At 54.8% G+C, this 18,307-nt stretch carries 16 protein-coding genes; 14 read left to right on the top strand and 2 right to left on the bottom strand.

Annotated elements, in window-relative coordinates; translation table 11 throughout:
• Nucleotides 1-491: 491 nt before the first annotated feature.
• Complete coding sequence (locus tag ACYP2Q_RS15015) at nt 492-2,093, top strand: ABC transporter substrate-binding protein (RefSeq protein WP_339555568.1); 1,602 nt, start codon at nt 492-494, stop codon at nt 2,091-2,093.
• Between the two features lie 113 nt (nt 2,094-2,206).
• On the opposite strand, the gene ACYP2Q_RS15010 is transcribed toward ACYP2Q_RS15015, so the two are convergent.
• Both ACYP2Q_RS15010 and ACYP2Q_RS15005 read right to left on the bottom strand, forming a co-directional pair.
• Complete coding sequence (locus ACYP2Q_RS15010; RefSeq protein ID WP_105754993.1) at nt 2,207-3,262, bottom strand: c-type cytochrome; 1,056 nt, start codon at nt 3,260-3,262, stop codon at nt 2,207-2,209.
• Nucleotides 3,263-3,272: 10 nt separating this feature from the next.
• Complete coding sequence (locus ACYP2Q_RS15005) at nt 3,273-3,869, bottom strand: c-type cytochrome (protein WP_339555567.1); 597 nt, start codon at nt 3,867-3,869, stop codon at nt 3,273-3,275.
• A gap of 243 nt (nt 3,870-4,112) precedes the next feature.
• On the opposite strand from ACYP2Q_RS15005, the gene ACYP2Q_RS15000 reads away from it, so the two are divergent.
• From ACYP2Q_RS15000 to ACYP2Q_RS14940, 13 genes are all read left to right on the top strand, one after another.
• Nucleotides 4,113-4,331, top strand: coding sequence for a hypothetical protein (locus ACYP2Q_RS15000; protein WP_339555566.1), 219 nt, complete (start codon nt 4,113-4,115; stop codon nt 4,329-4,331).
• A 630-nt stretch (nt 4,332-4,961) separates the two neighbouring features.
• Nucleotides 4,962-5,507 carry a hypothetical protein gene (locus tag ACYP2Q_RS14995; protein WP_339555565.1) on the top strand — a complete coding sequence of 182 codons (546 nt, stop codon included), beginning with the start codon at nt 4,962-4,964 and terminating at the stop codon, nt 5,505-5,507.
• A 69-nt stretch (nt 5,508-5,576) separates the two neighbouring features.
• Entirely contained in the window at nt 5,577-6,440 is an 864-nt protein-coding gene (locus ACYP2Q_RS14990) for a hypothetical protein (protein WP_459731154.1), read from the top strand.
• Between the two features lie 432 nt (nt 6,441-6,872).
• Nucleotides 6,873-7,538 carry a DUF3313 domain-containing protein gene (locus ACYP2Q_RS14985; protein WP_459731431.1) on the top strand — a complete coding sequence of 222 codons (666 nt, stop codon included), beginning with the start codon at nt 6,873-6,875 and terminating at the stop codon, nt 7,536-7,538.
• 144 nt (nt 7,539-7,682) lie between these two features.
• Entirely contained in the window at nt 7,683-8,975 is a 1,293-nt protein-coding gene (locus ACYP2Q_RS14980) for an OmpP1/FadL family transporter (RefSeq protein ID WP_459731153.1), read from the top strand.
• A gap of 945 nt (nt 8,976-9,920) precedes the next feature.
• Complete coding sequence (locus ACYP2Q_RS14975; protein ID WP_459731152.1) at nt 9,921-10,751, top strand: hypothetical protein; 831 nt, start codon at nt 9,921-9,923, stop codon at nt 10,749-10,751.
• A gap of 70 nt (nt 10,752-10,821) precedes the next feature.
• Nucleotides 10,822-11,802, top strand: coding sequence for an AAA family ATPase (locus ACYP2Q_RS14970; protein WP_459731151.1), 981 nt, complete (start codon nt 10,822-10,824; stop codon nt 11,800-11,802).
• An 8-nt stretch (nt 11,803-11,810) separates the two neighbouring features.
• Nucleotides 11,811-12,746 carry a DUF58 domain-containing protein gene (locus ACYP2Q_RS14965; RefSeq protein WP_459731150.1) on the top strand — a complete coding sequence of 312 codons (936 nt, stop codon included), beginning with the start codon at nt 11,811-11,813 and terminating at the stop codon, nt 12,744-12,746.
• Entirely contained in the window at nt 12,743-13,327 is a 585-nt protein-coding gene (locus ACYP2Q_RS14960) for a DUF4381 domain-containing protein (protein ID WP_459731149.1), read from the top strand. Before ACYP2Q_RS14965 ends, ACYP2Q_RS14960 begins: the two co-directional genes overlap by 4 nt.
• Nucleotides 13,314-14,306, top strand: coding sequence for a vWA domain-containing protein (locus ACYP2Q_RS14955; RefSeq protein WP_459731148.1), 993 nt, complete (start codon nt 13,314-13,316; stop codon nt 14,304-14,306). The genes ACYP2Q_RS14960 and ACYP2Q_RS14955 overlap by 14 nt, the downstream gene beginning before the upstream one ends.
• Before the next feature lies 1 nt (nt 14,307).
• On the top strand, nt 14,308-15,888 hold the full coding sequence (locus ACYP2Q_RS14950) for a VWA domain-containing protein (protein ID WP_459731147.1): 1,581 nt from the start codon (nt 14,308-14,310) through the stop codon (nt 15,886-15,888).
• On the top strand, nt 15,885-17,231 hold the full coding sequence (locus ACYP2Q_RS14945) for a hypothetical protein (RefSeq protein WP_459731146.1): 1,347 nt from the start codon (nt 15,885-15,887) through the stop codon (nt 17,229-17,231). The genes ACYP2Q_RS14950 and ACYP2Q_RS14945 overlap by 4 nt, the downstream gene beginning before the upstream one ends.
• Nucleotides 17,228-18,256 (top strand): HAD family hydrolase, encoded by a 1,029-nt coding sequence (locus ACYP2Q_RS14940; RefSeq protein WP_105755009.1) that lies wholly within the window; start codon nt 17,228-17,230, stop codon nt 18,254-18,256. Before ACYP2Q_RS14945 ends, ACYP2Q_RS14940 begins: the two co-directional genes overlap by 4 nt.
• The last annotated feature ends 51 nt before the right edge of the window (nt 18,257-18,307 follow it).

The raw sequence follows: 18,307 nt of genomic DNA, 5'->3' as shown, positions 1-18,307 counted from the left end.
CTGTCCAACATGCGCGTGGGCTACAACTACTCATCGAGTGTAGTCCAGAAGAATTTCATTTCATTTCCGCGTACTGTTCACCTTGGATAAAGCGCTTCATGGGCGGTTCCCTGCGATGAAATCCTCAGAAATCATAGCAAGGGTTCGCGCAGGCGTTTTTACACACTCTCGGCCAACAGCGGTCGCACGCATAAGGTCGCATATTAGTTGTTTCACCAGCTTGCACGCCTCAACCGCTACTCCTTTACCTAGAGCCTGGAGTTCGAGCGCTTCAAAATTTCAATCGATGAGGTGAAGGTCGCTTTCGTGCAGAACTCGGGGAACCGTAGAAGCCGTTTTTCTTATCCCGACACGTGATTGCTGGTACCGCATAAGTGATGCCACAATGCCACACGAAGTCCCGCACCCTAAGCAATAACCGCGACTCACGGACGACCACCATGCCCAGTCTCTGTTGCTGCTCTATCACGCCACGCCAGCCGGAGAGAGCCTTGTCGACTCGTCTGCGTCGACTGCTGTTCTTCGTGCTGCTCTCAGGTCAGGCCGCGTGGGCAAACCCCGTCACCCAACAGAATGACGACGTACAGGTGATTGACGTCCAGCTACGTTGGAAACATCAGTTCCAGTTCGCTGGCTACTACGCCGCCATCGCCCAGGGCTATTACCGCGAAGAAGGTCTGGAGGTGCGCCTACACGAAGGTGGCCCCAGCATCACACCGGTCGAAGAAGTGCTCTCCGGGCGCGCCCAGTACGGCGAAGCCAACAGCGAATTGCTCTACGCACGTTTGCAGGGCAAGCCCTTGGTGGCGCTGGCGGTGATTTTTCAACACTCCCCCTCAGTGCTCCTGGCTCGCGCCGACAAAGGTGTTCACTCCGTGCATGATCTGATCAGCAAGCCGGTGATGCTGATGGATGCACAGACCGATGCCGAGTTTCTGGCCATGTTTCGCCACGAGGGTATAGCCCTCGATAAACTGCAATTGCTACCCAGCAGTTTTAAAGTCGAGGATCTGGCCAACGACAAAGTGACGGCCTTCAACTCCTACCTGACCAACGAGCCCTTCTACCTGCAACAGCGCGGCATCGACTACAACATTATCGCGCCCATCACCTACGGGATCGACTTCTACAGCGACATCTTATTCACCAGCCAGGGCGAGATTGACGATCATCCACAACGGGCCGAGGCCTTCCGCCGCGCCAGTCTGCGTGGTTGGCGCTATGCGATGGACAACCCCGAGCAAATCATAGACCTGCTGCTCAATCAGTATTCGGTGAAGAAAAGCCGCGCACACCTGCAGTTCGAAGCTCAAGCCATGCGGGCGCTGGTGCTACCCGACCTGATCGAGATCGGCCACATGAACCCCGGGCGCTGGCAACGTATGGCTGAAGACTTCCTCGAACTGGGCATGGTCAGCAATATCGAAGGTCTGAAGGACTTCATCTATGATCCTAATCCGCCACAGCTTGAGCGACTGCGCAAAATTATTGTCCTGATCAGCATTGGCTGCGCGCTGGCGCTGATGCTCACCCTGATTCTGTTGAGGGCCCAGCGCCGCCTGCACAACGAGATCAAGTTACGCAAACAGGCCGAAGAAGAAGTACGCAAACTGGCTTTCAATGACAGCCTGACTGGTTTGCCCAATCGCAACAGTTTTATCCCCTTCGCTACTCAGAAGCTGCTCAACGCCGAGCGTTGTGGGGAGCACCTGGCGCTGTGCTATATCGATCTGAACAACTTTAAGCAGGTCAATGACCGTTTCGGCCACCAGGCGGGCGATGCCATCCTGATCCACGCGGCTTGGGCCATAAAATCCAATATTCGCGAGTTCGAAATAGCCGCGCGCATGGGCGGGGACGAATTCGTCGTGTTGCTCGACGGCGCGCATCACAGTAGCGATATCCAGCGTGTCACCCAGGAAATCTGCAAGGCCATCGCCTTGGCCATTCCTTGGAAAAACAGCCAGATCAAGGTCAGTGCCAGCCTTGGCGTGGCGCTGTACCCGGAAGATGGTGAATACCTCGACGAGCTGATGTTCAAGGCCGATACCGCCATGTTCCAAAGCAAAGCCAGTATCACTGCGCAGGGCTGAACCTGTTTACGAGCGGCTGTGCATCGGGCATGTGCCTTATCGATATTCCGATTCTCGATTATTAATCGAGCAGTTCCCCGTCATCTCGATGACTCCTCTACGACTCCCGCCTACTAGGGCTGGATCCCGGCAGGGAATGCCTGACTTCCCAGCGGCGCACCGTCAACGGTCTTACCGTAATAGCCCTGATCCGAGTCATGAAACGCTTTGGTGGTTCTTGATAGGTCACCGTCAAATCGGGGATCCTGCGGTCGTTCGCGGCTATTCATGAACGCCGCCACATCCCAGGCCTGCTGAACATCGAGTTGCACCCCCTTGCCCAGCGGCATGTTTTCGAAAATGAAAGTGGCGGCAGTATTGACCCTATGCATTCCGGCTCCCCAGTTGTAGGACTCCGGCCCCCAGAGTGCAGGGATGACGGGGACGCCGGCCATCAAGCGCCCTTGGCCTTGTTCACCATGACACACCGCGCAGTGCTGGGCGTAGACCTGTTTTCCACGTAAGGGAGACGCTGGCTGGGTTGGTTCCTGCAGAGCAGCAAATGCGCGGCCCGGCATGTGCTCGCGCCCGGCCAGCTTGACTTGACCTGTCAGTGGCCCAGGAAGGACGAACGAGTCGTCTCTCCCACCCAGTTGAAGTCGCGTGTCGTTGAGTTCGGGCACGGGCTTGTCCCGCATGCCGTACATATCGAGCAACCCACCCATTAGTAACCAATATGAATAAGCGGACATAGCCACCAACTCGGGGGAACCAATAGCTGGAGCTTTTCCATTCATCGAATAATTGAAGCAGCCTTGGATGCGCTCTGCAAAATTGCTCACCCGGTTATCCTTTTTGCGAAACGCTGGGTAGGCTAAATAGGCAGCCCACATTGGCGCGGCATAGGCTTTTGTACCGGCATCCAAATGACAGTTGGTGCAATTGAGCGTATTGCCAACATAACGACCCTTGAGTTGCTGGGTATCGACAAACAGCTCGTATCCCTTGCGCACCTTGTCACCAAAAGCGTCGTTGGGAATACGCGACAGGTCACGCGGCGTGAAATAGTGCAGGTCAGCCGCTTTGGGCTGGGCTGCAATTTCATCTTGCATGTCCGGATAGGCGCCCAGGACTAGATTCGGAAGTACACTGCAGAGCAGTATCACCTGCCTGAGTTTGGCAAATCTCATGACTGTTTCCTCACCGAATAGACGACAGATAGCTAGCTAGCGCCTGAATATCTTTTCCGCTCAAACGATTGGCGATGGTGCCCATCATGTTATCCGGGTCACCACTTCGCTCGCCCTTCTGCCAAGCTACTAATTGCGCACCCAGGTAATCCGCCTGCTGCCCAGCGAGACGCGGGAAGGGGCCTCCTCCCACTGCGGCCGGCCCATGGCAGCTAAAGCAAGCAGGTATATCCCGTGTGGGGTCACCCTGATAGTAGAGCTGCTCCGCGAGCGACTTAGGCTGACGCTGTCCTCGCAACTGCAATTGCGGTTGTTTCCCTTGGGCAGCGAAATAGGCTGCCACGGGTTCACGCAGTTGAGGGTCGGTATAGCCCTGAGCCATTGGGCTCATCTGTATGTTGCTGCGCCGCCCAGAAATGAAGTGCCCAATCTGTGCGTAAATGTATTCCTTCGACAGTCCTGCGAGCATCGGGCCTTTGGCTGTGCCCAAACCATGTTCGCCATGACAGGCGACACAGGGTTGTGCCTCTCTCGGCATTTCTTGTGCACAAACTGTTCCTACAACCCCGACTATAAGCAGCACCGCAGCCTTTCTCACAAGACGCATCTAGCACCCCCAATTCATCTAATTGGTCAAGAATGCCAACAGCATAGGTGAGAAATAACTGGAGGACTTGGAGCCATTCACTTTCTTGTACGCCTAATTTTCAATGACCTTCAGCCCTAACTGGTCGCCGCTGAGCTTGAATTTCATTAGCCTCGCCAAATGCGACAGAAAGTAGTGGCGAAATGACTGCAAGTGAGTTATTAATCTCACCGCTTGACAAGGAGATGGTTCAAGGAGAGATGTATGGTGACTGATCGCGAAATTGCACTTGAGCAGGCACTTGTTGCGTTTATTGGAGCTGTGGTTGCCAGCGGAATAGACTCGGCCGCTTTGGTTGAAAGTGCGACGGTTGGTTTACTTGAGGGTGAACATTACCGCTGGGTTGGCTTTCCCCATTTGTCGAATGCCATTCAGGTATTGCGTGTTGCCCATGAACAGGTGTTGAACAATACCTCAGAGTAACAAATGCCTGAGTGAAGGCGACAGACGGCATCGCCCCAAGTGGATTGACCCTATAAGGTTCATAGTCATCTACCCGCCCAACCGCAATCCATAGCGCTCAAACGAAACTGAACAAGACCTCTGCGCCATTTCGCATTGACGGCTAATGGTAAAACCATAAGTCCTTACATCATCCGTCACAGAATTAATAACGCTTCCTCGACCTCAATACAAGGCACACATTCGATTCGGCGCCTATTCGCAAGCCACTCCCTGGTTTTTCCCACATCGAAAATTTGCCCTTGCTCCATTAGCGTTAGAACCAACGCATCCGCCACGCGATACCGTCCGCAACTCGGGCAATCTCTTTCTTCCCAAGCCCCTTTGCAATTAATACGCTCTGCTGTACCAGCGCATATCAAACAGTTCATCGGCAGCCTCTTTTCTTCACTATTTTTTGCCACCTATACAGTTTTTTCCGCTGGAAGGCTACAGCGATTCGACCCGCCCCTCCTCCAATGCATCACGACACGCTTCCAACGACAAGCGGTTCCTGGTCTGGAGGTACTCACTCGACACACGGATGGGGAATCCAAATTTTGTACTAATCTGGAACGATCTATGGTCACAAGCTTTTCCCAGGGGAACAATATGAAAGCAGTGCTGCTCACCATAAAGCATGAAGTCATCAAGGCAATTCCACCTACGCTATTCTTTTTCGTCATTCTGCACATAGTAGCGGCCATCCGTTCGCTCATGATTAAAGGAACGGGCGTTTCGCTTCCGGTTTCAGCGTCGGTTCTGATTGCTTCTCTAATACTCGGCAAGTCAGTATTAGTTGCAGATATGTTGCCCTTTATTAACCGCTTTCCGGAAAAGCCACTGATTTGGAATGTCACCTGGAAGACGCTTATGTATACCTTGGTCGCGCTTGTTGTTCATTATTTGGAACGGCTATATGAGTTCTGGAAAGAAGCTCCGAGCATCATGGATGCGAACTCCACGCTTTGGAACTCTATGAATTGGCCCCAATTTTGGGCGGTACAGCTTCTGCTCGTTACGTTGATATTCATGTACTGCGTTATCTCGGAGCTTGCGCGTGCCATCGGACATGATCGTCTGAAAAAAATGTTCATAGGGCCGCTCCCATCGGTAGGCACCGAAAATCAAAGGCCATCCGAAAACCATACAAAGTGAGACGCTGAGTCATAGATGGGTTGGCAAGCTCGGCTGCGCCTAACGTCAAGTTGACAATGGAGATTAACCATGCGCATCCCTTTTCCTATCCCTACCTTCTTATGCCTAATCTCCTTGGTCAACACTCAGGGAGCAATTGCGCAGGAGCAAGAAAATGACTCCGCTAATGCGGTGGCGCAAAAACTCGCGAACCCGAACACCGATCTCGCCAAGCTAACATTTAAGAATGAGATGTACTGGTTTGATGGCAAGCTTCCCGGCGCCGATAAACATGGTTTCGGTACCCTCTTCCAGCCCTCATTTCCGATTAGTCTCGACGATGGTTATATGATTTTCGCCCGTCCCGCGATACCGATTATTTACGAGGGGCCTGTACACAACAATCAAACGGGAAACTTCCAAAACGAAACCGGCTTGGGCGATATGGGATTCGATCTCTCTTATGGGCATGGTTCCGCGTCAGGCAATATTTGGTCAGTCGGTATCACTGGCTCTTTGCCTACTGCCACCAAAAGCGAACTAGGTAACGGCCAAGTCAGTCTCGGCCCGGAGTTCTTTGTGGCTAAAAAGACTCAAACGTATATCGTGGGTATTTTCCCTTCCCACCAATGGGACGTGGCCGGTTGGGGCGAGACCCCCGTCAATCGAACCTCCATACAACCCTTGGCCCTCGTTCTTCCCGGTAATGCCTGGATCTACGGCACTAATCCGACCATGACTTACGATTGGGAAACCGATCAATGGACGGTGCCCATCAATCTCACAGTTGCCAAAACAATAATTATTGGCGACACACCTTGGCGTTTTGGTGTGGAAGTCAATTACTACACCGAGCGTTCCGATGCATTCGGCCCTCGGTGGATGCTTGGCTTCAATGTCACTCCCGTGGTTAAAAACATTTTCGCGGATTGGCTCCGGAAGCGAGCCCCTTGAAGCTTAGGCGTTCTACTAAGATGGCTATTACCAAGCATGCGTCAATTACCTGCTGGTTTAATTCAAAATCGATACCTTGAGGAATACTTCTCATTTTACAACGGTGCGCCGGGCCGTTTCATACCTTGTTCTGACAGGCTCTATTAATACTGCCTGTATGTACTCGATTTTTTTTCAATTCCTACTACTTTTAGATTAGCTCGTCGCTGCCCAGCTTTAATGGCGAATTGGCACTACAAGAAATGGAAGGTGAACCATGAGATACCGTCTAAGAAGCGCGCTGCAGCTTTTGGCCCGCTTAAGCGCAAGGCCCAGAAGTGGTATCCGCTCCTTAAAGAATATCCTCAACAGATGGCCGCACTCAAAAGCGCTACCGTCAGAGTAGCTGCCCTAGACGCCCTAACGATTTCAAAAAATTACTCTGGAGCCTTTATGCAAATTAAGCCAGTCGCCGTATGTGTATTGATCCTGGCGCTCGCCGGTTGCGCCAGCCCCTATGTTGATTCTGATCAGTACTCGGGCTTCCTCAAGGATTACAGCGCTCTAAAAGAGGAAAAGTCGCCATCGGGCGAACCCGTCATGCGCTGGATCGATCCGAAAGTGGACGCGAACCGCTACACCAGCGTTTTTGTCGAACATAGCCAGTTGTATCCACCACCGCAGCCAACCGAGAAAATTCCCCAAAGTGCCCTTAACGGCATTACTCAGTTTTATGATCAAGCCTTGAAAAATGCATTTGCCAGAGAGCTTCCATTAGCTACTGGCCCTGGCCCAGGCGTGTTGGTTGTGCGTCCAGCTATTACTGCTGTCAGTGCCAAGACTAAGGGGTTGCGTCCTTACGAGATCATCCCGATTGCCTTGGTGGCCGCTGGTGTCAGTGCAGCGACCGGCATTCGCGACCAGGACACTACCCTCGCCACTGAAGCGGCGTTTCTCGATGGTGGTAATAGTAAGGTAGTGGCTCAAGTGGTTCGTAAAGGCGCTGGTGCTGATCTGGAAAACTCCTCAGAAGTCGTGCAAGCCAAAGACTTCAGGGGAGTGCTCGATATTTGGGCACAAGATATCGTCAAATCATACAAACAGCTTAAAACCAAGTAGTACCTAAATACGGCCTAAAAGATTGCCTTGCCTTGACTCATTGCAATGCTTGACGCAGCCTGAGAGGTAAGCATCTTTGCGGCCGTTTTACTATCAGCACGCAAGATTTTCCTTCGTGCCTGAGAGCCTCGCAGAGGACGCGTAATGTATAGAAGCTCTTACTCTCTTCGGTTACCCTTATCGTTGGCTTTTGGTTTGAGCCTAGTCACCAGCAATGCCTGGGCTGGTGGCATCTTGATTTACGAGACAGGGCAGGAAGGCAACGGCCTGGCTAACGCGGGAGCCGCTGCACTGGCAACAGATCCAAGTGTGCTGATGAGTAACCCGGCGGGCATTACCGAACTGACTGGTACACAGGTCAATGCCAACGCTCAAGTTATTCTGGGTGATCTCACCTTTTCTCGCGACAGCCACAATCAATTCGACGGCAATGAAGGCGGCAACTCGTTGCAGTACCTGCCGGGCGCCAGTTTTTTTATCAGCCATCAGATTGACGAGCGCTCCGCCATCGGTTTCGGCATGTACGGTAACTTCGGCTTGGCTCTGGACTACGACGATGACTGGGCTGGTCGCTACTTTAACCAGGAGGCGGCGATCATTGGTGTTTCCTTCCAGCCGACATTGGCGCACAAATTCACCGACGACCTATCCATCGGTATTGGCCCACGCATCATGTACGCCTATTACCGCAACGAAACAGCCATCAACAATAACTTGCTCGGGCTACGCGACAGCCCAGATGGCCAGCTTGAATACAAGGACACCGATGTCGGTACAGGAATTAACCTTGGCTTGCTCTATCGGCTGAACGAACGCACCAAAATTGGCCTCGCCTACACCAGCAAGATTAATCTGGAATTCAAGGACAGCCCCAGCGTGCGAAAGGTCGACAACCCGATCATCAACGCTGCATTACGCCGCCTGGACGTCGACTCTCTGGAACTGGACATGTCGGTTCCACAAACAGCGCTGCTCAGCGTCGCGTACGATCTCGACCCGCAATGGAAGTTGCTCAGCAGTCTCGGTTGGCAGGATTGGAGTGAGTTCGGCAACATCGGGGTGGAGGTTGACGCGAACGCCACTAACGTCAGCCGTACTGTCGACCGTCAGTACAAGGATACCTGGCATGCCTCTCTCGGGGCTCAGTACCAAGCGAATTCAAAGCTGCGCTGGAGCATGGGCCTTGGCTACGACAGTTCAGCGGTGGACGACAAGGATCGCACCGTTGACAATCCCATGGGGGAGGCATGGCGCTTGGCCACCGGGATCAACTACAAGGTCGATGAAGAGCTGGACTTGCACGCGGCCTACACTCTCGTCTGGTTGGGAAATATGGACGTCGAGCAAACCAAGTCGCGCTCGGGAGAGACCCTTTCAGGCACCTATCGAAATTCGGCTTTGCACATCATAGGCGGCGGAGCAACCTGGCGCTTCTGATACGATGTTTCATAGCCCAAGTACGGAGTGAACCAAACTCTTCTGGAATTTTCCGCCCGCATTTTCTTGCGGGCTTTTATCTGCACGAAACTGTATATCCTTCCCGCATAACCGCAAACCAAGCGAGTCCTAGCATAAATCGGGCATGATAAATCCCTCAAAACGAGCTTTGTTTTTGAATAGGTTCATAGACAAATCTGCAGCGAGGTCAAGTGCTTCTTGGATATCCAGCGATACGTCATGGCGAAATACTTAACTGTTGAGCGATCCGCGTCTGCTTGAATATCGACTAAATATGCTTCGCCGACGGTCGACACCGTGTAACTCCGTTACTGCCAGATTCTTGCGTTGCCTCGGAATTTCCCTCAAAAACAGGCATATTCTGCCATGCATGCTGAACGTATTCAGCGATGACTTTATCGGTTTTTTTGAATGCAAAACCTGTTTAGGCTCTTCTTGCCGTATTTCGTTCTTGGTAGAAGTTGTGTATCCGTCAACAGCGCCCACGCTAACATCCATAAGACAGTCTTCATACTATTCCCTCGCAAAATTTTACATATATCTTAACTACGGAAAGTACAAAAAACACCTCCTCGCTTGGTAGCGCCTTGGAAGTGCACCCAAAGACGATCGAACAAATTTAGCAATTGCCTTGGATGCTTACTTGCATCAATCGAAGCTCCATCGCCAAACCATGCTCTATCCAAACCACCAACTTTCTTTTATCTTTCGTTAAGTCATTCGCGGTCGAATGCTCGCAAAGACTGCGTTCGCAACCCCCTAGGCGACGAATCAATTGCAACTTCAGAATTCGCTGCTACTCTGATCACAACAAAGATGACAATTGCGACGAGTCACACACATGATTTAATGCCCACAACCAAACTTCAATTTATTAATACGAACACCAGAAAAATACATTTATTTTCTTTGGAGGACAAAAACTTGTGCGCTACTTATAACTTCCCACTCAGCAAAATGCCACGCATCGAAAATGTCATCCAAGAATGCATGAGCTGGATATTATGCCTACCCCACACCAACTTCAAACCTGATGATATCAATCGAGTTAATCCTGACAATAACTTTGAGCTTTCAAACCTTCAAGAGCATATTATTTTCTCCAAGCCACAAGTAGAAAACACCTCATTAAGCTCATTGACATATCATAAAATGTCGCCAACGTATAACCTGACCATTCGAATCGAAACAAGAGTAGATAAAAGTCAACTCTGGATAAAATTTTGCTCACTTGAAGCCGTTAAGGAACTCCCTACCCAGCTTCCACGACTCAACAATTCGAGTTTAACCATTAGATTAGTCAGCCAATTCGGCGGTGGGCTGGACGGTGAACTCCCTATTGAGATCGCACCAATAACATTAAAAGACACTGAAGCCGATAGAAAAATTGCGCATTCTATATTTGATCAAAAGCTCAGCTGCTCATTGCCTATCATTTACATTAGCGCTAGCGAAAAAGACAAATACGCCGTAATTCCTGACAGGTTAGCTAGAAGCCTGTGTGGTTTGGCTCACATCGTTATTGAGCCAAGCAGATTATTTTCCCGCAAATTACGATGCGTGGTTGATTCTCGAAACATTTATGGGGGCATTGTAGGAATATATTGGCCCAATGGGGTGGGAGCGACGCTTTTCCGAAGAGGTTCTCAAGATGTAAAAGGATTTGAACGCTCAATTATTGACGAGGTTTTCAGGGATGCGTCCACACGGGATGGAAAAAAAGCTGAAGGCGTCCATTTCAAGCAAAATATTTGAGCGTTCCAGCGTTTCGTCTACTGTTTTATCTCATTGACTCTGACTTTCATGCTTAAAAAAGGAAAACCGCATGACAGCGCTCAACGACATAAACGCCCTGCAAGCCAGCATCGCCGAAGCGGTGTTGGGTCAAGATAAGGTGATCCGGCAGATCCTCGTGGGCCTGCTCGCTAACGGGCATTTGCTGCTTGAAAGTTTGCCCGGATTGGCCAAGACACGCACAGTCAAGGCATTGGCCAAACACCTGGACGCGAAGATGAGCCGCATCCAGTTCACGCCCGACCTGCTGCCCTCAGACATTACCGGTGCCGAGGTGCTGCATCAGGTTGACGGTAAAAACGAGATCCGTTTCCAGCCAGGGCCGTTATTCGGCAATCTGATTCTGGCCGACGAAATCAACCGCGCCCCGGCCAAAGTGCAGGCGGCATTGTTGGAGGCCATGGAAGAACGGCAAATCACTGTGGCCGGCAACAGTCACGCGCTGCCGGAGTTGTTCATCGTAGTGGCAACTCAAAACCCGATCGAACAGGAAGGTACCTACCCGCTGCCGGAAGCGCAGATGGATCGCTTTTTGATGAAGGTGTTGCTTGACTACCCGAGTGCGGATAACGAAAGCCAAGTGTTGCGCCTGTTACGTGAAGAAGAACAGGCCCTCGGCGCAAAAACCACCGCTATGCACGGCTTCAAACTCTCCCAGGACGTGGTTTTTGCCGCGCGTCGGGAAGTCAGTACGGTGCACGTATCCCCGGCCATCGACAGCTACCTGATCGACCTGATCAATGCCACCCGCCACCCCGCCGATTACGACGCCGACCTCGGCCGTTGGATCAATATCGGCGCCAGCCCCCGTGGCGGCATCGGCCTCGACCGTTGCGCCCGGGCCGACGCCTGGCTGCAGGGCCAGGACTTTGTTTCCCCGGACAACGTACGCGCCGTGGTGCACCCGGTGCTGCGCCATCGTTTGCAATTGAGCTACGACGCGGTAGCGGATGGCGTGACGGCCGATCAGGTACTCGACCGCCTGGTCGACAAAGTGGCCATTCCTGCCTGAGGTGGATAATGAACGCCGACGGATTGGTCTACGTCTCGCTTCAGCAATTGATGGCCCTGGAGTTCAAGGCCCGTGATCTGAGTTTCAGCGCACGCCAACCCCAGGGTAGCATCCTGGCCGGCAACCACGCATCGCGCCTGCGCGGGCGTGGCTTGAACTTTGACGAGTTGCGCCGCTATCAGCCCGGCGACGACTTGCGTCACCTCGACTGGCGCGCTTCCCTCCGCACCGGCAAACCGGTGGTGCGTACGTTTACCGAGGAGCGCGACCGCCCGGCGCTGATCCTTGTTGACCAACGCATGTCGATGTTCTTCGGCTCGCAACGCAGCTTCAAATCCGCGATCACCGCCGAACTCGGCACATTGGCCGCGTGGATGGTGTTCAACGCCGGTGACCGGGTCGGCGGACTGGTGTTCAACGATCAGCGCATCGACAGTATCGCCCCCCTTCGCAGTCGCAAACGCATCGAAGCGCTGTGCAGCCGCATCGCCGAACAGAATCAGGCGCTGAACGCAGCCAACCCGGATGCCGAAGGCGAAGACCAGCTCAACAAGGTACTGCAGCATTGCCTGGCCGTCGCCGGCCACGATCACCTGATTTGCATCGTCAGCGACTTTGCCGGGGCCGATGAACGCACCTTGCAACTGATGCGGCAACTGTCGGCGCACAACGATGTCATCGCCATGCAGGTCTACGACCCGTTGGCGCTGAACCTGCCAACCAATGGCCGGGTGTTGATCACCCAGGGCCAGTTGCAGGTGGAACTGGCAGTGGAGAAGCGTCAGGTGCATCAGCCCCTGGGGGATTTTCTCAGTGGCCGGCTCAAGGATGTTGCCACGTTGCTGCGGCGCAGCCAGGTGCCGTTGATGATGTTCAGCACCGCCAGCGACGCCCAGGAACAACTGCGCGCCGAACTGGGCAAGCTGGCCGGGGGACGCCGATGAATCCGAACATTCCGAGCATCGATCAACTCAAGGAAATGGCACTGCCGACGCCGGTCAGTTACGCGCCGCAGACCTGGGGCTGGTGGGTGCTTCTAGGTTTATTGGTGCTTGCTGTGGTGTTGGTGAGCGTACGGCGTTATTGGCAATGGCGTCGAGATCGGTATCGGCGTGAAGCCCTGCTGCGGTTTGCGGAGTTGCAGCAGCGCGGCAATGACCTCAATGCGCTGCGCGAGCTGCCGGAGTTACTGAAACGCGTGGCCCTCTCCATGCCAGCTACGGCCTCTGTTGGAGCGAGCCTGCTCGCGAAGGCGTCTGGTCAGCCAACATCGATGTCGAATGTTAGAGCCTCATCGGGAGCAGGCCCGCTTCTACCGGGGTCGCCGGCGGCCTTGGGGAAGGAGGACTGGCAGGCCTTTTTACAGCAGCACAGCAAACAGCCGTTGCCTGCCGACTTCAGCCAGCAACTGTCCCTGCTGGCGTACGCACCGGACGCCACGTTGCTTGCCCTGCCCAATGAGCAGCGTGAGGCGCTGTTCAGTACCTGCAAGAACTGGGTGGAGCATCACCATGTGGCAGCTTGATTACCCCTGGTTGTTGATCCTGCTGCCGCTGCCGTGGCTCGGCTATCGCTACCTACCCGACTACCGTGAAGCCCGCAGCGCCGTGCGCGTGCCGTTCTTCAGGGCGATGAGCCGCGCTGTCGGCCAGGCTCCGAGACAAGCTGGCACCCGCAGCAATCGCTGGCAACTGTTGCTGAATCTAGTGGTGTGGGCTTTGTTGCTGGTCGCTGCCAGTCGCCCGGTACTGGTGGAAAAACCCATCGAGCGCCAGCAACCGGTGCGTGATCTGATGTTGGCCATCGACTTGTCCCAATCCATGGAAACCACCGACTTCACCGACGTCAATGGCCAGAAAATCAATCGTCTGGCAGCGGTCAAGGAAGTGGTGCATGGTTTTATCGACAAGCGCAAAGAGGATCGCCTCGGCCTGATCGTGTTCGGCACCGGTGCTTATCCGCAGGCACCCTTGACCCTCGATCATGCCAGCCTGTCGCTGTTGCTGGACGACACCGGGATCGGCATGGCCGGGCCGAACACTGCCATCGGCGACGCCATTGGCTTGAGCCTGAAAATGCTGGATCAAGCTCACGAGCAGGAAAAGGTGCTGATCCTGCTCACCGACGGCAACGACACCAGTAGTGCCATCACCCCGGATCACGCGGCCGCTATGGCCGCTGCGAAAGGCGTGGTGATCCACACCATCGGCATCGGCGACCCGAATGCCGAGGGTGAAGCCAAGGTCAACCTGCAAGGCCTGCGCGACATTGCTAAAGCCACCGGCGGGCAGTTCTTCCGCGCCGAAGACCGCAATGCGTTGGATCAGGTCTATAGCACCCTCGACAAACTCACTCCGCATCAGGTGAAAACCCTAAGCCATCAGCCCAAGCGCGACCTGTTCTGGTGGCCACTGGGCGCGGCGATCGGCTTGTTGGCGCTGTATCACCTGGGTGCCCTGCTCCTTCCACGGCTGATGCTCGCGCGTCAAAAGCAGGAGGCCTGAGATGGACATCAATCTAAGCGACTTCCACTTCCTGCGCCCCTACTGGTTGCTGCTCGGTTTGTTCGGCGCATCGCTGCCCTTTTTTTGGCGGCACAGTCGTGATTTGCAAAAGCGTCTGCGCAACAGTATCGCGCCGCATCTATTGTCACATTTGTTGATAACCCCAAAAGATCCTCATCGCCTACGCCCTGTACATCTGGTGTGCGCGTTATTGATATTAGGTGCCATTGCGGCGGCTGGGCCAACCTGGGAACAGGATCGACCAGACTTTCTGGAAAACCGGGCGCCGCTGATCATCGCCGTCGACCTGTCACCCTCCATGGACGCCAGCGATGTCTCGCCCACACGCCTGGAAGCGACCAAACACAAGCTCCACGACCTGATCCAACGCCGCTCCGGCGCACGCAACGCCCTGATCGCCTATGCCGGCAGCGCCCATCTAGTGCTGCCAGCCACCGACGATCCAGCGTTGCTCGACACCTTTATCCAAGCCTTGAGCACCGACCTCATCAGCACACCAGGGAAAAGCGTCAGCGCCGTGATCGATCAGGCCAATCGCCTGCTCGCCGCCGAAAAAACTCCCGGTACCCTGCTGCTGATCACCGACGGCGCGGACACCTCGGCGCTTGACGGGCTCGACAAGCAACTCGATGGCAGTGAACTTCAAGTGATGATCCTGGCCGTCGGCAACACGGATGGTGGCATCATCCATGACGCGGGTGGCGGCCCTCGCACCGACAGCAACGGGCGCCCGCAGATCGGCAGTTTCGACCAGGACGCGCTCAAGCAACTTGCATCCGCGCTGGACGCCCCGTTGGGCAGCCTGACCCTCGACAACGACGATCTGGACTGGATCGAACTGCACGCCGAACAACACTTCCAGGCTGCCAGTGACGAGCAGCGCGAACTGCACTGGAAAGACGCCGGTTACTGGTTGTGCTGGCCGCTGCTGCTGATTGCGTTCTTCAGCGTGCGCAAGGGCTGGAGCCTGAACTGGATGGCCGGTTTATTGCTGGCCGTGGGCTTGGGATTGCAACCGGCGCCGGCTCAGGCCAATGCCTTGACGGACGCCTTCTTCACCCGCGACCAGCAGGGCCGCTGGGCTTTCGAACATGAACACTATCCGCAGGCCGCCGCGCTGTTCGTCGATCCGTACTGGAAAGGCGTGGCCGCGTACAACGCTGCGGACTTCGACCTGGCGCTTGCCAGCTTCGCGCGGCTGGACACGCCGCAAGCCTACTTTTATCTGGGCAATATCTACGTGCGCCGCTTCAAGTTCGATCAGGCCATCGCCGCCTATACCCAGGCGCTTAAATTACAGCCGCAGTTTCCGGAAGCCACGGCCAACCTGGCGCTGGCCATTGCCCTGGAGAAAGACACCGAAGACGCCGAAAAGAACACCCCCGAGGTTAAGCCTGATGAAATCAAGATGGACAAGGCGCCGGGCAAGGGACAAAGCAAAAAGGTGCAGACCGCGCAGGCCGCGTCCGATGAACAGTGGCTGCAAAACCTGACCACCTCGCCGGCCAAATTCCTCAAACAAAAATTCAGCTTGCAGGATCAGGTGGGGGGTAAACCATGATCAGCCTGAAAAATCACGTTGAGTCTATCGTAAGTCCATTTACTACAAAACTTCCTCTGATACTCCTTTGTCTGTTCGCGACTAACTCCTTCGCTGTCGAGCTGAAAGTCCAGGCCACCCTGCAACCTGCCGACTCGGTCATGGTTGGCAGCCTGGTCGAGTTGCAATTGGTGATTCTCACCGACACCTGGTTCACCGATGCACCAACCCTGCCTGACCTAAAAATATCCGGCGCACTGGTGCGCCCACCCGACGGCCATGCCGAGCACCTGAACCAGAACCTCGACGGCAAAACCTACGCTGGCATGCGCTACAGCTACTTCATCACGCCGAACCTGGCCCAGGAGTTCGACATTCCGGCACTGACCGTACACGTCACGCCCGGACAAGCCACCAATGAGCTGAGTGCGAACAGTCAGCCATTACACTTCACCGCTGCCCAGCCCCCGGGGTTCCAGCCCGATGAGCCGGTGCTGGTCGCTCAGGCGTTGCGCTTCACGCAAAAAATGACGCCTTCCGCCACACCGCTGAAGGCAGGCGACAGCATCACCCGGGAACTGACGCTGCAGGCCGATGGCGCCCTGGCCATGGCCTTGCCCACCCCGTCACTGGGCGACATCAAGGGCCTGAGCCGCTATCCGAAAGCGCCGCAGATCAACAACCTCAACGACGGCCGAGGCAACTTCACTGGCGGCCAGCGTATCGACACCGTGACTTACCGGATCGACACAGAAGGCCACTACACCTTGCCCGCCATCGAGCTGAAATGGTGGGACGCCGACAGTCGCCAGACGCGCACGGCGACCGTGCCGGCCCTGACTTTCGACGCGACGATCAATACCGCTTACCAGCCGGTGTTCTCGATCACCGAAGACCTGAAAAAACTCGGCCAGCAAAACCACCTGCACCTGTCCGGACACTGGGTCGGCTGGCTTGCGCTGCTGGCAGCAATAGTGGCCCTCGGCTGGTTCACCCGCCCCCTCGCCCACCGTCTATACATTGGCTGGCGGGCCCGACGCCAGGCCAGGCACGCCGCGTGGCAAGCGTCGGCCGACTACGCGTGGCAGCAAATCCCGGCACAAATCGACAGCAAGCCGGCACAGCTGAGTGCCCTGTATCTCTGGACGCGCCGCACCCGTCACGGCCTGAAGTTGACTCACCTCAGCCCGCACCTGCAAACCTTCCTGCGTGCCTGCTATGGCCGGGAATCGGTCAAAGATCAGGCACTGCGTCAACTGCGAGAATCCTTGTCTACGCTGCATAGTCAGGCCGAACGTGACAAGGCACCCGTCACTCCGGCGTTACGCCCACTCAACCCGGTTCAGGAGAAGGATTTCCCATGAAGAACTCGACATTTCAACGCCATTATCACTGGATGGTTTTCCTGTTGACCCTGGTCTTGAGCCTGCCCTTTCTAGTGCAGGCGGCCGAACCGTTGCCCTCCTGGAACGATGGCCCTTCGAAGAAACAGATCATCGAGTTCGTCCAGGCCGTGACCGACCAAGACAGCAAGGACTTCGTCAAACCCGAAGACCGCATCGCTGTGTTCGACAATGACGGTACCCTGTGGAGCGAGCAGCCGATGTACTTTGAGTTGCTGTTCGCTCTCGATGAGGTCAAGCGCACCGCGCCGCAGCACCCGGAATGGAAAACCACGCAGCCGTTCAAGGCTGTGCTGGAAAACGATCACAAGGCGTTGGCCTCTGCCGGCATGGACGGTTTGCTGAAGATTGTCGGCGCCACCCACACCGGCATCACCACCGAAGCGTTTGACGATTACGCCAAAACCTGGCTCAGCCAAGCCCGTCACCCGAAAACCGGCAAGCCCTACACCGAAATGATCTTCCAGCCGATGCTGGAAATGCTCGATTACCTGCGCAGCCAGGACTTCAAGACCTATATCGTGTCCGGTGGCGATACCGCGTTCATGCGCGCCTTTGCGCAAAAAGTTTATGGCATTCCACCGGAGCAGGTGATCGGTACGACGTTCGTCACCGCATTTCAGTTCAAGAACGGTAAGGCGTCGATCCTGCGCACGCCAAAACTGGCTCATAACGATGACGGCCCGGGCAAACCGGAAAGCATCGACGCGGTGATCGGCAAACGACCAATCCTGGCGTTCGGCAATTCCGACGGTGACCTGCAAATGCTGCAGTGGACTGCGCAAGGCCCGGGCAAAAGCCTAATGGGATTGGTGCATCACACCGACGCCAAGCGTGAATGGGCTTACGACCGACAATCCGATATTGGCCGATTGGATAAGGCTTTGGATGAAGCAAAATTTCAAGGTTGGACTATCGTAGACATGGCGTCTGAATGGCGTCGGGTCTATCCCTTTGATCTTCCTACACCCCAGCAAGTGCAATAAAAATGGTTTACGCAGGAACGTAAGACAAGTTGGTCGCGGATAAGCGACTGA

Source organism: Pseudomonas sp. MHK4, from assembly GCF_054600775.1.
The sequence above is the reverse complement of the archived record's forward strand: the minus strand, read 5'-3'. Positions and strand labels throughout refer to the sequence as shown.